The sequence below is a fragment of the Bradyrhizobium sp. LTSPM299 genome (assembly GCF_000938235.1).
Taxonomy (GTDB): domain Bacteria; phylum Pseudomonadota; class Alphaproteobacteria; order Rhizobiales; family Xanthobacteraceae; genus Bradyrhizobium.
Genome location: NZ_JYMU01000006.1, coordinates 119,681 through 134,942, shown reverse-complemented (window position 1 = coordinate 134,942; position 15,262 = coordinate 119,681). Strand labels below are relative to the sequence as shown.

General features: G+C 60.2%; 15 protein-coding genes. 14 read left to right on the top strand and 1 reads right to left on the bottom strand.

From position 1 onward, the window contains the following. The first annotated feature begins 233 nt into the window (after positions 1-233). From UP10_RS01680 to UP10_RS01660, 5 genes are all read left to right on the top strand, one after another. The gene (locus UP10_RS01680; RefSeq protein WP_082076946.1) at positions 234-1,481 is read left to right on the top strand and encodes a branched-chain amino acid ABC transporter substrate-binding protein; all 1,248 of its coding nucleotides are present in this window, start codon (positions 234-236) and stop codon (positions 1,479-1,481) included. A gap of 37 nt (positions 1,482-1,518) precedes the next feature. After that, positions 1,519-2,448 carry a branched-chain amino acid ABC transporter permease gene (locus UP10_RS01675; protein WP_044585702.1) on the top strand — a complete coding sequence of 310 codons (930 nt, stop codon included), beginning with the start codon at positions 1,519-1,521 and terminating at the stop codon, positions 2,446-2,448. 9 nt (positions 2,449-2,457) lie between these two features. Then, complete coding sequence (locus tag UP10_RS01670; RefSeq protein WP_197086718.1) at positions 2,458-4,530, top strand: branched-chain amino acid ABC transporter ATP-binding protein/permease; 2,073 nt, start codon at positions 2,458-2,460, stop codon at positions 4,528-4,530. Next, entirely contained in the window at positions 4,475-5,263 is a 789-nt protein-coding gene (locus tag UP10_RS01665) for an ABC transporter ATP-binding protein (RefSeq protein WP_502692147.1), read from the top strand. Before UP10_RS01670 ends, UP10_RS01665 begins: the two co-directional genes overlap by 56 nt. Before the next feature lie 123 nt (positions 5,264-5,386). Beyond that, complete coding sequence (locus UP10_RS01660) at positions 5,387-6,595, top strand: ABC transporter substrate-binding protein (protein WP_044585700.1); 1,209 nt, start codon at positions 5,387-5,389, stop codon at positions 6,593-6,595. Between the two features lie 15 nt (positions 6,596-6,610). On the opposite strand, the gene UP10_RS01655 is transcribed toward UP10_RS01660, so the two are convergent. Continuing rightward, positions 6,611-7,510 (bottom strand): LysR family transcriptional regulator, encoded by a 900-nt coding sequence (locus UP10_RS01655; protein ID WP_044585699.1) that lies wholly within the window; start codon positions 7,508-7,510, stop codon positions 6,611-6,613. 108 nt (positions 7,511-7,618) lie between these two features. Here UP10_RS01655 and UP10_RS01650 point away from each other — a divergent pair, with 108 nt between their 5' ends. From UP10_RS01650 to UP10_RS01610, 9 genes are all read left to right on the top strand, one after another. Then, the gene (locus tag UP10_RS01650) at positions 7,619-8,794 is read left to right on the top strand and encodes an ABC transporter substrate-binding protein (protein ID WP_044585698.1); all 1,176 of its coding nucleotides are present in this window, start codon (positions 7,619-7,621) and stop codon (positions 8,792-8,794) included. Positions 8,795-8,875: 81 nt separating this feature from the next. After that, complete coding sequence (locus tag UP10_RS01645; protein ID WP_044585697.1) at positions 8,876-9,730, top strand: VOC family protein; 855 nt, start codon at positions 8,876-8,878, stop codon at positions 9,728-9,730. Between the two features lie 23 nt (positions 9,731-9,753). Next, positions 9,754-10,608 (top strand): VOC family protein, encoded by an 855-nt coding sequence (locus UP10_RS01640; RefSeq protein ID WP_044585696.1) that lies wholly within the window; start codon positions 9,754-9,756, stop codon positions 10,606-10,608. Between the two features lie 26 nt (positions 10,609-10,634). Continuing rightward, positions 10,635-10,814, top strand: a complete 180-nt coding sequence (locus UP10_RS01635; RefSeq protein ID WP_044585695.1) for a hypothetical protein — start codon at positions 10,635-10,637, stop codon at positions 10,812-10,814. A gap of 204 nt (positions 10,815-11,018) precedes the next feature. Continuing rightward, positions 11,019-11,450 carry a 4Fe-4S dicluster domain-containing protein gene (locus tag UP10_RS01630; RefSeq protein WP_044585694.1) on the top strand — a complete coding sequence of 144 codons (432 nt, stop codon included), beginning with the start codon at positions 11,019-11,021 and terminating at the stop codon, positions 11,448-11,450. Beyond that, complete coding sequence (locus tag UP10_RS01625) at positions 11,441-12,298, top strand: heterodisulfide reductase-related iron-sulfur binding cluster (RefSeq protein ID WP_044585693.1); 858 nt, start codon at positions 11,441-11,443, stop codon at positions 12,296-12,298. The genes UP10_RS01630 and UP10_RS01625 overlap by 10 nt, the downstream gene beginning before the upstream one ends. 375 nt (positions 12,299-12,673) lie before the next feature. Further along, the gene (locus UP10_RS01620) at positions 12,674-12,901 is read left to right on the top strand and encodes a DUF6894 family protein (protein ID WP_044586116.1); all 228 of its coding nucleotides are present in this window, start codon (positions 12,674-12,676) and stop codon (positions 12,899-12,901) included. 133 nt (positions 12,902-13,034) lie between these two features. Next, positions 13,035-14,243: a sensor histidine kinase gene (locus UP10_RS42735; protein WP_082076945.1), complete on the top strand. Its 1,209-nt coding sequence runs from the start codon at positions 13,035-13,037 to the stop codon at positions 14,241-14,243. A gap of 468 nt (positions 14,244-14,711) precedes the next feature. Beyond that, positions 14,712-15,161: a GNAT family N-acetyltransferase gene (locus UP10_RS01610; protein WP_044585692.1), complete on the top strand. Its 450-nt coding sequence runs from the start codon at positions 14,712-14,714 to the stop codon at positions 15,159-15,161. The last annotated feature ends 101 nt before the right edge of the window (positions 15,162-15,262 follow it).

The following is a 15,262-nucleotide window of genomic DNA, read 5'->3' as shown; positions in this document are numbered from 1 at the left end:
GCGCTGCATAGAACCGTCGAACTTACGCAAAGGAGGCGCCGCCATCTCTCGGCGTCGCAATATCGCAATTGGGCCAGCCTCACCATTCTGGCGATATCCGCGAGGTGTCCGCGCCGGGTGGCCTAAATGTTGCTTTCCATTCTTCAAGCCAGACCCGGTGTTTAAGCCAATGTCCCGGTGAATAGATCGTAGGCTCCAAGCGAGGCACTCTTACCCCCAAAAGAGGAGACCCCATGAAACCGCTCCAGCAGACACGCCGTGCTTTAAACGTAGCCATTGCTGTCACCGCGATCGCCGCAGTTGTTGGTGGCACCGCAGCATTAGCCGAACAAAAGGTGGTCAAGGTCGGGATTATATTGCCGTTCACGGGGGCCGACGCCGAGGACGCCACCCTGATCAAGAATGGAGTCTTGATCGCTTTCGACGAGGCCAACGCTGCGGGTGGGGTGGCCGGTTATACGATCGTTCCGGTGATCTATGACGACGGAACAGCCACCGCCGGCCAGTATGATCCGGCCCAGGCCGCCACCAATACAAAGAAGCTGATCGCCGACCCGCTGGTCGTCGCCAATGTCGGGCCGGAAATGAGCGGCAGCGGCAAGGCGATGTCGCCGATCCTCAGCGCAGCCGATATGGCGACGATCACGCCATCCTCGACCAACCCCGATATCACTGATCCCAAGATGGCCGCGCAATTCCGGCCCAAGGGCAAGGCCGTCTATTTCCGGACCGTGACGACGGACGCCTACCAGGGCCCCAACATGGCCAATTACTTCAAGGCCAAGCTGCATGTGAAGAAGGTCTACATCCTCGATGACTCCGGTGCCTACGGCGTCGGTCTCGCCAATGCATTCGAAAATCGGGCGAAGGCGATCGGCATCGAGGTCGTCGGTCACGACCAGCTCGATCCCAAGGAAGCCGACTACACGACCGCTCTGACCAAAATCAAGGCGCTCAATCCGGACGCCCTCTATTATGGCGGCGTCGCCCAAGCCGGCGTCAAGCTCGCCAAGCAAGCGTCAGAGACCATCCCGACCATGATCAAGGCTGGCGGCGATGGCGTCGCCGGCGGCAGCTTCCTCAAGGGCGGCGGCTTCCCGGCGATCGAGGGCTGGTATGGGACCAATGCCGGCCCGCATTTGACCGAAAGCCCGGAGGCGGCTTCGTTCGTGAAGACCTTCCAGGAGAAATATAAGGCGACCCCGGACGATTATTCGATCACCGCCTATGATGCGGCGAAGGTCATCCTTTCGGCCGTCGAGGACGTGGCCAAAAGCGGCAAGGACATGAACCGCTCGAATGTCCGCGACGCGATCCAGAACTCGCACGTCAAAACGCTGCAGGGAGTCGTTGAGTTCGACCAGAATGGCGACATTCTCGACCGCACCGTCAGCGTCTTTCAGTACAGGCACGATGACAAATACCCTCTCGACGACATCACGCACCAGCTGAAGTATCTCGAGCCAGCGCCGCAGTCGTGAACGCAAGGCTCTTGATGCCGCATCGAGAGAGCTGGCGATGACGCATTGGGATGTGCTGATCCAGCAGGTGATCAACGGTGTAAGCCTCGGCGCGATGTATTCGTTGCTCGCGCTCGGCTTCACCATGGTCTACGGCATCATCGAGTTGATCAACTTCGCGCATTTCAACGTCTTCATGGTGGGCTCGTTCATCGCCATGTGGACGCTGGAAGCCCTCGGCTTTCCCGGTCAGTCGCATGTTCTCCACGGGCTGCCATTGGCCGGCGTCCTGATTGCGGTGTTCATCGTCACGATGCTGGGGTCCGGCCTTCTCGGCGTCGCCATCGAGCGGTTCGCGTTGCGGCCGCTGCGTGGTGTATCGGGCACCGCGCCGATGATCACCACGATCGGCGTATCCTACATCCTGTACAATCTGGTGCTGCTTGGGGCCGGCGCCGACTCCAAGAATTACTCCAACCCGATGCCCAACACCGCGTGGGTTTTCGGTGGTGTCACGCTGCGCCTGCGCGAGGTGCTGTTGTGGACGATATCGCTGGTGCTGATGGTGGCGCTCCACTATTTCGTCCGGCGGACGAAGATGGGCAAGGCGATGCGGGCGATGGCGCAGGACCAGGAGGCGGCGCGCATGGTTGGCGTCGACGTCGACCGCGTGGTCGGCATCACCTTCTTCCTGGGATCCGCGCTCGCCGGAGCTGCCGGACTGATCTTCGGGCTCTACTACAATTATACGAGTTACGTGATCGGCTACACCTCCGGCCTGCGGGCCTTCACCGCGGCGGTTCTCGGCGGGATCGGCAATATACCCGGCGCGATGCTGGGGGGCGTCGTGATCGGGCTGATCGAATCGCTGGGCGGCCAGTACATCGCCGTGCGCTGGACTGACGTCATCATCTTTTCGCTTCTGGTGCTCGTGCTCGTCCTGCGCCCCTCGGGGCTGCTCGGCCGCGCCGCGCCGACAAAATCCTAGGGCACCGGCGTGGCGGATCAACATCTCGAACGCGCGCAACAGGCGGTGCTCCCGGCGATCGGGCGCTCGCAAAGCTTGATACAGGCGATCCGGGATCGCGTCGGGAGTGAGCAGTTCCGTCCCTATCTGCTCGCCATCATCTTCGTGGCGGCGCTCGCCTTTCCCTATATCGACCGCAACGAAGGCGACATCGATGCGGCGGCCAATGCGCTCGCCTATGCCATGCTGGCGATCGGGCTCAACGTTGTCGTCGGCTACGCCGGCCTGCTCGACCTCGGCTATGCGGCGTTCTTCGCCATCGGTGCCTATACCTACGGCGCGCTGTCGTCCTATCAGATCCAGCCGGAGTGGAGCAGCTTCTGGGAGCCGTTCCAGTGGCTTGGCCTTGTCCAGCATCTCGACGCGGGGGGCGGCGTCGGCACCGTCCATCTTGATGTGTCGTTCTGGCTGATGCTGCCGATTTCAGCTTTGGTCGCCGCCTTCTTCGGCGTGTTGTTCGGTGCGCCTACGCTCAGGCTCAAGGGTGATTACCTTGCCATCGTGACGCTCGGCTTCGGCGAGATCGTGCCGATCGTGGCGCGCAACACGCCCTATGTCACCAACGGCGCGCAAGGCCTCAGCGGCGTCACGACGCCGAAATTCTTCGGCTACGATTTCAGTGTCTTGTCGACGCCCTATTACTATCTCGGGCTGGCCATCGTCGTGCTGTTGATCTTCATCAGCGCGCGGCTGAAGCATTCGCGCGTCGGCCGGGCCTGGCTTGCGATACGCGAGGACGAGATCGCAGCCGAGGCGATGGGGGTGAACCGGACCAAGCTCAAGCTGCTCGCCTTTGCCATCGGCGCGAGCTTTGCCGGTGTGACGGGAACCTTCTACGTGGCCAAATTACAGACGGCCACGCCGGAGATGTTCATGTTCCCGGTCTCGATCATGATTCTCGTCATGATCGTGCTGGGTGGCATCGGCAATGTCGCCGGCGTGGTGGTCGGCGCGCTCATCCTGCAATTGCTGCAATCGTGGTTTCTGCAGGACCTGACGCAGTGGATTCAAGCGTTGGGCAATCTGACCGGCATTGGCTTTCTGCAAAGGGTTGACCTGACCCAGTCGATCGAGCTGATCTTCGGCATCATCCTCGTGGTGATGATGCTCTATCGGCGCCAGGGGCTGATTCCCGAACGCACGGCGGTGGCGGCGCTGACTTACGAGCAGCAGAACGCGATGCCAACGCGCAGTGATGTCGAGGCCGGACTTGTGCCGCTGCATCGGCGGACGATTGACCCGGGCAAGCCGCTGCTTGAGATCAAGGGCCTGGCGAAGTCGTTCGGTGGCATCAAGGCCGTGAACGGCATCGATCTCACCGTCATGCCGGGGGCAATCGTCGCCATCATCGGGCCGAACGGCTCCGGCAAGACGACCTTCTTCAATCTCATCACTGGCCTGATCCAGCCAAACGGCGGCAAGGTGCTGCTCGCAGGCGAGGACGTCACTGGATTGAAGCCCCACCGGATCGTCGAAAAGGGCATTGCGCGCACCTTCCAGAACCTGCGGCTGTTCGCCAACATGACGCTGATGGAGAACGCGCTTGTCGGCGCGCATACGCGCACCTCGACAGGGGCCATCGGAGCCGTGCTGCGGCTGCCGCGCGTGAAGCGCGAGGAGGCCGCCTCGCGCAGCCGCGCAATCGACATCCTGGGCATTTTCGGCAACCGGCTGATGCCGCGCGTCCAGCATCTCGCGTTCTCGCTGTCCTACGCCAACCGGCGGCGGCTGGAGATCGCGCGGGCGCTGGTGACGGAGCCTGTGCTTCTCCTGCTCGACGAGCCGACGGCCGGCATGAATCCGACGGAGACGCTCGAGCTGACCGACCAGATCCGGCAACTGCGCGAACGTGGCGTGACGATCCTCCTGATCGAGCACAAGCTCGACGTCGTCAACGAGATCGCAGACAAGGTGATCGTGCTCGATCACGGCGAAAAGATCGCCGAGGGCACGCCCAAGCAGGTTCATTCAAACAAGGAAGTGCTGCGTGCCTATCTTGGACGAACCACAGACGCCGTCGCCGCGGCCGCCGCCGCTTCTTGAGTTCAAGGACGTCAACACCTATTACGGCGAGCTTCACGTCCTGAAGGACGTCGACTATCGCGTCGGCGAAGGCGAGATCGTCTGCCTGCTCGGCGGCAATGCCTGCGGCAAGTCCACCACCATGAAGACGATCCTCGGCATCGTAACGCCCAAGAGCGGCGCGATCACCTATGCGGGCGCGCGCATCAATGAGCTGCCGACCGCCCAGCGGGTGAAGCGGGGCATTGCGCCGGTGCCGGAGGCGCGCCGACTGTTTCCGCGCATGACCGTGCTCGAAAACCTGGAAATGGGCGCCTTCACGCGCGACGACCATGTCGAGATCGAGGCCGACAAGGAGCGCGTCTTCGGCCTGTTCCCGCGCATCAAGGAACGGCTCAAGCAACAGGCGGGCACGCTGTCGGGCGGCGAGCAGCAGATGGTCGCGATCGGTCGCGCGCTGATGGCGCGTCCGAAGCTCTTGTGCATGGACGAGCCGTCGATGGGCCTGTCGCCCGCCTTCGTCGAGCAGGTGTTCGACATCATCCAGGTGATCAATCGCCAGGGCACCAGCATCTTCATGGTCGAGCAGAACGCCAACATGGCGCTGTCGATCGCTAATTACGGCTACGTCCTGCAGACCGGGCAGGTGGTGCTGCACGGCTCGGCCGCAAGCCTGCGCGACAACGAAATGGTGCAGCAGGCCTATCTCGGCGAGATGAAGGCACGGCCGGCAGCGGTGGGCGCTGCCGGTTAGCCGCGTCAATAAATACAAGAGTTGCCGCAAATACCTGACGATTCTTGCGTCCCGTCCCTACACGTCCTACCCTTTGATCACTACCGGGGAAAGCCAGCGCGCCCAAACGCGGCGGGGGACGGTATGCGACCAATCATCATCCTTTTTTCGATTCTCGCCGCGGCGTGTTTTCGAGCGCCACTGGCGGACGCGCAGATTTCCAACGATGTCGTCAGAATTGGCGTGCTTAACGACCAGTCGGGCCTCTACGCGGATTTGGGCGGCCAAGGCTCGGTCGTTGCCGCGCGTATGGCTGTCGAGGATGCCGGCGGCACAGTTCTGGGCAAACCCGTCGAGATCATTTTTGCCGACCATCAGAACAAGGCCGATGTCGGCATGGCGATCGCCCGTGGCTGGTTCGAAACGGCCAATGTCGACATGGCGGTCGGGTTTGACAACTCGGCCGTAGCTCTTGCGGTCGAACAACTTGCCGCTGGCCACAACCGGATTGCCATTGCCGGCGCGGTAGGGAGCACTGCCTTCACCGGCAAGGGATGCACGCTGACGGAGGCGTCCTGGGTTCACGACAGTTTTGCGCTTACGACCGCCCTGGCCAGGTCCATAGTGGCGGAAGGCCGCGATACCTGGTTCTTCATCACGGTCGATTATGCATTCGGCCATTCACTTGAAGCGGATGCGACCGTTGCAGTGCAAGCTGCCGGAGGAAAGGTGCTCGGTAGCGTGCGACATCCTCTGAGCACCTCGGATTTCAGCAGTTACCTGCTTCAGGCGCAGGCGTCTGGTGCCAAGGTCGTGGCCTTTGCCAACAGTGGCGGAGACATGATCAACGCCGTCAAGCAAGCCAACGAGTTTGGACTGACAAAGAAGCAGACGATGGTCTCTCTGCTGGTTTTTATTTCTGACGTTCACAGCATGGGCCTGCAGGTCGCGCAGGGGCTGAAGTTTGTGACCGCATTCTACTGGGACCGAAACGACGAGACCCGAACCTGGTCGCGACGTTTCTTTGATCTGCATGGAAAGATGCCCACCATGGCGCAGGCCGCCACCTATTCGGCCGTCCGCCATTATCTAGCGTCAATCGCTTCTGCAGGTACCGACGAGGCAAAGGCGGTCATGGCCAAGATGCGGGAGATGCCGGTGAACGACTTTTACACCAGGAACGGCCGCGTCCGGGAAGACGGCCGAATGGTCCACGACATGTATTTTGCCCAGGTTAAAAACCCGTCCGAGTCAACCAGGCCGTGGGACTACTATAACATCCTCGCTGTGATCCCCGGCGATCAGGCATTCCGGTCGCTGGCGGATAGCGATTGTCCCTTGGTGGCGCACTGATCTGATTGGACGCGTCTAGTTGCCGGCAGTCAACACTGTGCGCACGCTATCGATCTCGGCAATGATGAAATCGAAGAATGTCCGGACGCGCGGCGTATGCCTGATGTCCGGGTGTGTCAGCAGGTAGATCGGCGAATAGAGTCCGGGCAACGGGCCCAGCACGGACACAAGGTCGGTCTCTCGGACAGCGAGCGGCATGGGTAGCGGCGCAAGGCCAGCCCCCGATCTCACGGTCATGAGCAACCCCGGCACGGTATTGCTTCGGGCAACCACCCGTGCCGTGGGAGCGACCGACCGGAGCCATTTGGCCGCGTGATGATCTCTGATATCGCCATCGAATTCGATGATCGAATGGCCGGCGATGTCTTCGACACGCTCGACCCGGCCGTGGCGAGCAAGGTAGGCACGGCTGCAATAAAGCGCCCAGGGCACATCGGCGATTTTGCGTCCCACGAGCGTTTCTTCGTTCGGGATACCGGCGCGTATCGCGACGTCGGCTTCGCCCTTGGCGATATCGAGGAAGTGGTCGCCCATAATGAGTTCGACCCGCAGGCTGGGATGACGGCTTTGAAAGGTCTCGAGCAGCGGCGACTGCGTCAAGCGATAGCCGATGGACTCCGAGCACGTCACCCGGACCGAGCCGGTTGGTGTGTCGTCTGCTGCGACAAGATGGCGCTCGAGCGAGGCGACGGCGCTTTCCACCTGTTCAGCCCAAGGCTGCAGTGCCGTGCCGAACTCAGTGAGCCGATAACCCGTCGCATGTCGAACAACGACATCCCGCCCGATGCATTTTTCAAATTCGGCGAGCCGGCGATGAACGGTCGACTGGCTGAGATTGAGTGCCTTCGCGGCCGCGATCGTGCTGCCATGGCGGGCCACCGCCAGGAAATGCCGAAGATCGTCCCAGTCAAACATGAGTTATTCACTCTTGACTTTGCGCAACGCAATCTTGCGGCTGCCACGGCAAAGAAAATACGCCTAAGCCTGCCTCATTAACAGTCGATACTAGGGAGGCTGGCGAACATGTTCAGGAATTCCTTAGGTCTGTTTTCTGTATCCGCTCTGTCCGGCCTGCTGTTTGCTGGGCAGGTTGCAGCGCAAGATACAATCAAGATCGGATTGGTCATGCCGCTCACCGGCGTGCTGGGCCCTGTCGGAAAGCAGGCTGTGGCCGGGGCTCGCCTGTACGTGGCGCAACACGGCGACGTGGTCGCCGGCCACACAATCGAGCTTATCGTCAAGGATGATGCCAGCATTCCCGACAATTCGAAGCGGCTGACCCAGGAGCTGATTTTGTCCGACAAGGTCGCCATTCTGGGCGGGGGCCTTACACCAAACGTGCTCGCCGTCGCGCCCCTGGTCAACGAGAGCAAGACCGCGACGGTGGTGATGGTGTCGGGGACGTCGATCGTCACGGAACGGTCTCCCTATTTTGTGCGTACCAGCTGGACTCATGCACAACAGGCAAGCGTACTGGCGAACTGGGTCGCGAAGAACGGATCGAAGCGCGTCACCATCATTGCTTCGGACTGGGCACCGGGGCATGAGGCCTCCGGTGTGTTTTCCGCAACCTTCACCGAGGCGGGCGGCACCATCGTGGAGGCGCTCAAGGTGCCTCTGGCGAACCCCGACTTCGCCCCGTTCTTGCAGCGTGCTCGTGACGGCAATCCGGATACCTTGTTCATCTTCGTCCCCGCCGGCCAGGCGGCTATCCTGGCCAAGCAATTCGTCGAACGCGGACTCGACAAATCCGGGATCAAGTTGATCGGGCCCGGCGATATCGCCGACGACGAAGACCTGCCCGGAATGAGCGATGCGATGGTAGGCACCGTGACGGCCGGCTTTTATTCCGCCCATCACGGATCCGCGTTGAACAAGGAATATGTAGCCGCCTTCAAGAAGGCAAACGGCAATGTGCGGCCAAACTTTGTCAGCGTCGGCGCTTATGACGGCATGCACTTGATTTACGAAGCGTTGAAAAGGACCGACGGCAAGACCGACGGTCCGGCACTTGTGGAGGCGATGAAGGGAATGGCGTGGGAAAGTCCGCGTGGCCCGATGTCGATTGATCCAAAGACCCGCGATGTCGTCCAGGACATCTACATTCGCCGGGTCGAGAAAGTTGACGGTACGCTGTATAGCGTCGAATTCGAGACGTTCAAGGCGGTCGCTGATCCAGCCAAGCTTGCCATCAAGTAATCCGGGCTGCCTGATCGAGGGGCAATCCCGTAGTATTCCGTCGCGCGACGAAGTCCTGGAAACCAAAGGCTGGTGCAACACATGATCGCGATCGACCAGCTTCGATACGTCCGCCTCGCGACACGCGACCTGGCTGCCGCAGTCGATTTCGCCGAGCGAGTGCTTGGGCTGCAACTGGTCGATCGGACCCACCAGGCCGCTTACTTCCGCTCGGATTTCCGCGATCACACGCTGGTATTCTTCATTGGCGAGTCTGCCGAAAATACTGTGGGCTTCGAGGTTCGCAGCCGGGCGCATTTGGACGAGACTATCGCCGAGCTGTCGCAGCACGGTATCGAAGTTGTCGTTGGCTCGGAGCAAGATTGCTCTGCACGGAAAGTGCGCGCGTTCGCGAGCTTTCGTGATCCAGGGGGCAATACGATCGATCTCGTTCTGAGACCCTTGCAGTCGGGTTGGCGTTACTTCCCGGGGCGCGATGCCGGTGTTGTAGGATTGACGGGCGTAGTCCTTCGCAGCCGGGACGTTCTGGCGTGCGAAAGGTCGTGGACCACGCTGTTCAATGGCCGCGTCAGCGACTGGATCGGCGACGCGGTGTTTCTCCGGTTCGACCGGGCGCACCATCGGCTCGCTTATTATCCCTCAACCGGCAAAGGGACTCTCGCAATCGAGTTCGGCGTCGAGAACGTGGATCTGCTGATGCAGAACAGCTATTTTCTGCGATCGGCGCAGGTGCGAATTGTCCACGGCCCCGGGCGGCGTCCGACGTCGAACCAGATGTTCGTGACCTTTGTCGGTCCCGACGAGACGTTATTCTCCTTCGTTACCGAAGGTGACGACATCGCCGACGAAGCAACCCATCGCCCGCGTCAGTTCCCTCGCAGTCGTTCGTCGTTTTGCACCTGGGGTAGCGAGAGCGACCTACCCGAATTCTGCTGACCGGCGAGAAACAGGAGCGACATTTGATCAGGCTGATGGATGTAAGCTACGTCAGGCTCGGGACCCTTGATCTTGAGGGAGCATCGCGGTTTGCGGTCGACTATCTCGGTCTGCAGGTCTCCGAGCATCGCAAGGGGGCAGTTTGCTTCAAGTCCGATGCGCGCGACCATACGCTTTGCTACTTCGAAGGTAATCCTGCCGACCAGGCGGTCGCTTTTGAGGTCCGCGATAAGCAGGATTTGGACATGGCAGCGTCCGAGCTCGAGCGGCTCGGGCATGCAGTCCGTGGCGGCACCGAAAGCGAAGCGAGTTCGCGGCACGTCAAAGGCTTCATTGCCTTCAGGGACCCCAGCGGTAACAATATTGAACTCGTCTACCAGCCTGAGCGGTCCGGAAGACGCTACTTCGGGGGGCGCGACGCCGGCGTCACTGGATTTAGCCACGTCGGTCTTTGTTCGTCAGATGTTGCCCGCGACGAGCAGTTCTGGACAAGCGTTTGCAACGCCCGTGTCTCCGATCGAATCGGCGATGCCCCCTTGTTGCGCATCGACGAGGTCCATCATTCGATCGCGTTGTTTCCTTCCGATCGCAGCGGCATCCAGCACATCAACCACCAGGTTGAGACCGGCGACGACGTGATGCGATCCTACTATTTCCTGAAGGAGAGGGGCATTCCGATCACCTTCGGTCCGGGACGGCATCCATCCTCATCGGCCCGCTTCCTCTATTTCAGGGGCCCCGACGCGATGGTGTTTGAGTATTCTTCCGGTGTAAAATCGATAGCCGACGAACTGCTCTATCGCGAACGCCAATTTCCCTTCGAGCCCAAGGGCTTTTGCTCTTGGGGTGCAAAGCCGCAAATCTCGCAATTTGGATAACGGCAAGTAGCCGTCGACCTCCCTTCATGGTCGAGCAGAACGCCAACATGGCGCTATCGATCGCCAATTACGGCTACGTCCTGCAGACCGGCCAGGTGGTGTTGCACGGTTCGGCCGCAAGCCTGCGCGACAACGAAATGATGCAGCAGGCCTATCTCGGCGAGATGAAATCGCGGCCGGCTGCTGTGGGGGCTGGCGGGGATTAGGCGGCGTGTACTCGTAAGCGCGAGTCGTTCGCTCTTGGGGGGAGCCAGAGTTGTGCAGGCAACTCCGGGATGTCGCCCCAAGGCGGAAGTCGGAGGGTCGTCGGTTGCCTCTCCGGCTCGCCTGCGCGAACCGGTGGTATCTGCAATTGATCGTGTCGGCGCAACCTTGACCGAAAAGCGACGAGAGCGCATTTTACCCGTGCCATGACCCGGCTTCCCCGAGCGCGCGCCGCAACCACCGAAGCTTTCCTGGAGCAAACCGGCCCGGAGCTTGCCGCGTTGTGCACGGAATGCGGCGCCTGCTTCAACGCCTGTCCGATGGTCGACTACGTCAATTTGCGCGGCGCTGATCCCAAGATCGTCACCAGTGGATTGCGGCAGTTGGCGAGCGGTGCGGCTGCTCCAGAAGAGACGGTGGCCTGGGTCGGCGCCTGCACCAAGAGTGGCCAGTGCGTCGATGCGTGCCCGCAAAAGGCTGTGGGGCTTGATGCCATGCTGCTGGTCCGGATTGCCAAGCAACGCGCGATCAACGAAACGCGCCAGCTACCGGCCAAGCAGGATCCTTCTTATTTCCCGCGCATCAAGGCCTTCGCACGACTGCAGCTCAGCGATGAGGAGCTTGAGAAATGGATGTGAGCGACAATCGCGTCACGTTCTGGTTCGGCTGCAACATGCTGCGCCACGCCGAAATGATCCGGCTGTCGATCATGCTGCTGGAGCGTGCAGGCTACGATGTCAGCGCCGCCGGCGGCCCGGCCTACTGCTGCGGCACCAGCCACGACCATCAACCGCTTGGAGCGAGCAACATGGCGGGCCGGACCGTCAGCCGCTTCAATGAAGCCGTCACGAGGGATGGTCGCGGCACGCTCGTTACCTGGTGTCCCTCGTGCCACATGCACATGTCCGACATCATGGCGCCGGGCAACGCGGTTGCGTTCGATATCACGCACATTTCCGAATTGCTCGTCGCATCAATCGAGCGGCTGGCGCCATTGTTGACTGTTCCAGTGCCGCACCGCGTGCTGCTGCACCAGCATCTCGGTTTCTCAACTCACGTGCCGATCAACGATCGCGTCACCAGCGTGCTGTCGCGAATACCAGGGCTCGAACTGATCGAAGGACCTGCACATCCCGGCCACATGTGCAGTGGCATTGCTACTGTGCCAGGCGCACTGAAGGCGGTGATCGGCGAGACCTGGTCGGCGGCGATCGAAAATGGCGCCGACACCGTGTGTACGATCTTTCATCCGTGCCATCGCGAAATCGCAGCGCTCGACGGTCGCGACAACATCAGGGTCAGGAACTGGGTTCAACTCGTTGCCGAGGCAATGGGTATCGAGACCAGCGACGCCTATGTCGGCTGGCGCAATGGCGGCGCACCCGATATTGCGGCAATCGAACGTGCCGAGCCGTCGCGCTATCAGACGCTGATTGAACCTGAACTGCGCGCACCGCCGGTGGCCTCTGCAGGCGTGGCGGAGTGACGAGGCGACTGCGCCCAAAGGCGCACGCCGAAACTCTTCCCTTCCGCTCGCGGACGCTGACTACTTCTTCTGTGCCCTGTTGGGGGTGAACCAGACTCAGGCAGGCAACTCTGGGATCTCGTCCTTTGACCCAAAACGGACGTGCGCGCTGCCGAAATGGGTGCGCATCGGCTGTGGCGCTGCGGAGGGGACCCTTGTTCGACCGATTGAACCTGACCTGAGAACGCCGGATGTGGGGACATTGGACGCCACGGCGGGCGTTCGGTCGTGCCTAGGGCCGCCAATCGTCTCGAAATGGTTCCAATCTGATTGCTGGACGGCCGTGCGGTCGGAACGAATGCCGGCGCGCCGGATTGGTGTGCAGAGGGAATGACGATGCAGAAGTTCTTCTTCGATATGAAAGATGGCGTCCCGCATAGAGATAAAGTTGGGATCGAGTTCAAAACACAGTCGGAAGCAATTGACTATTGCAAGGAAATTGTCCGGCACTTCCGCGACGGGAGCCTCCGCGACGACCAAGACCTTGAGATATCCGTGGTCAACGCGTCAGGACGCGAAGTTCATCGACAGTTCGTTCACCGGCAGAACGATGACGGTGATTAGGCTGGAACGCCGCTCCTGGCCTGAAAGAGTGAGCAAAAGTGCTCACATTTAGGTTCGATTCTTTGATATCCACGACAGTCAGTATTCATGAGCCTGATTGCATGCCAGCTCGGAAAGAGATTGTCAGGTAGCTATGCTTTTGCGCAAACCAGAAGTGCCGCCGAAGGTTCTCGTCGTCGAAGATGAAATGATGCTGCGCATGCGCGCGGTGGACATCGTCGAGGACGCTGGCTTCACTCCTATCGAAGCGGTGAACGCCGACGAGGCGTTGGCCATTCTTGAGTCGCGCTCGGATATCGAACTCCTGTTTACGGACATTCAGATGCCCGGCAGCATGGACGGCCTCAGGCTGGCTCACGCCGTCCATGAGCGATGGCCCTCCATCAAGATTATCCTGGTTTCCGGTAAACTGGTGCCGACGGACGCCGAAAGGCCCGACCACAGCCGCTTTTTTGGAAAGCCGCTGGAGGTAAAGCAGATGATTGCAGAAATGCAGCAAATGATTGGGCAGGGTTCACTGAGCATCATACAAGCTGATCTTTCTCCGGTTCTCGCAAAGGCCGTGCAGGCGGAAACTCGGAAAACGCCCGACACCTCACGATCAACTGACCCTGCTTCCAACGAATTCCTGACGGCAGAAAATGACAACCTTCGCCTGTTGCTCGAGCAAGCAAGCATCGACGCAGAGGTGCTTCTTGCGCAGGCTGGCATCGACGCAAAGGAGCGCGAGGCGGCTGACAAGCTGCAGAAATTAATTCTGGAGGAGTTGCACCACCGCATCAAGAATACCTTGGCGACAGTGAGCGCCATTGCCTCACAAAGTCTGCGGACCGCAACAAGTCTCGAACATGGGCAACACGCGATCGAAGGACGACTGGTGGCGCTCGGTCGAGCGCACGATCTGCTTTTGCAGGCGAGATGGGCAAATGCCGACTTTGCAAACACGATCCGCGGCGCGACAGCGCCATATGACAACGAAGAAGGCGTCGGAAGATTTTCGATCGCGGGTCCCGACATCAAAATCACGTCCGGAGCGGTGATCGCCCTCGCGATGACGCTAAACGAACTTTGCACCAATACCACGAAATTCGGGGCGCTCTCGGTGCCGACCGGAAGCGTCGACATTGTATGGAAGATTGACGAGCCGACGGAGCGGCTGCAACTAACCTGGTCCGAAAAAGGTGGTCCCTCAGTCCGTGCACCTTCCCGACAGAGCTTTGGAACGCGCTTGATCGGATCTCTTGGCCAACAATTGAGAGGTCAGGTCAAATTGGCGTATGACGCAACAGGTTATGTGTACGCGCTGGACGTTCCCATGTCGTCGCTTGTCGCACCGGCCTGAAGAAAGCGGTTGTCTCCATTGTTCTGCGCTGTGATCAGAGATTCTATTCACCTCCTTTTTGGCCCTTAACCGACGTGCTGGATCTAGCCGACCACGTCCGCTCCTGACGGCAGCGCGGGCATGGACTGACCGGATTTGCGAGTACATGCCTCCGCTAGAGCATGCTGCCGGTGATTAAACGGATGAAGCACTGACCGCTGAAGGGCAGGCCTTTTGCGCAAACCGTCGCGCCGGTGGCTCATACGTGCAGAATGTCTGCTTTGGGGGCTACGCAGACTACGCAAGCAACTCCGGGATGTCGCTTCCCTGTTGCGAGCGTTTCGGATCGAACAGCGGGCTCGCGTGATCAACAAAATCAATAACTTATTCGGAGCTAGAAAAGGGCTTGTTCGCCTTGTTGAACAGGGTCCAAATGCTGTGAAATTACGTGTGTCTGTTTTCTCCGTGTGACGCCGATTGGGAAAGCGCATGATAATTCGTCCAGCGAACGTCGCCGATCTACCTGCAATAGAGCGTATCGTATCGGATGCATACCGCGTGTACGTCGAGAGGATCGGAAAACCTCCAGGACCTATGCTGGACGACTATTCAGCGCACGTACGGAACCATGCCGCCTGGGTGGCGGAAGTTGGCGATCAGCTAGCAGGGGTGCTGATCCTCATCGACGAAACAGACCACCTTCTCCTGGATAACGTCGCCGTTGACCCGAGCCATCATGGTCGCGGTATCGGGCGCGCGTTGTTGAATTTTGCTGAACAAGAAGCAGTCCGTCGCGGCTATCGCGAGATAACCTTGTACACACACGAGAAGATGTCGGAAAATCTGGCGATGTATCCAGCTCTCGGATGGGTAGAAACAGAGCGTCGCGAGCAGAATGGTTATCAGCGCGTGTTTTTCCGCAAGTCGCTTGGTGACTGATTGGCGTTCAGTTGTTTGCTACTATGGCTTGATTAACCAGACCTCGGAACCGTCCGTTTGACACGCAGAGTGCCGCGGGAGCCATCTAGCCAGGAGTGTTT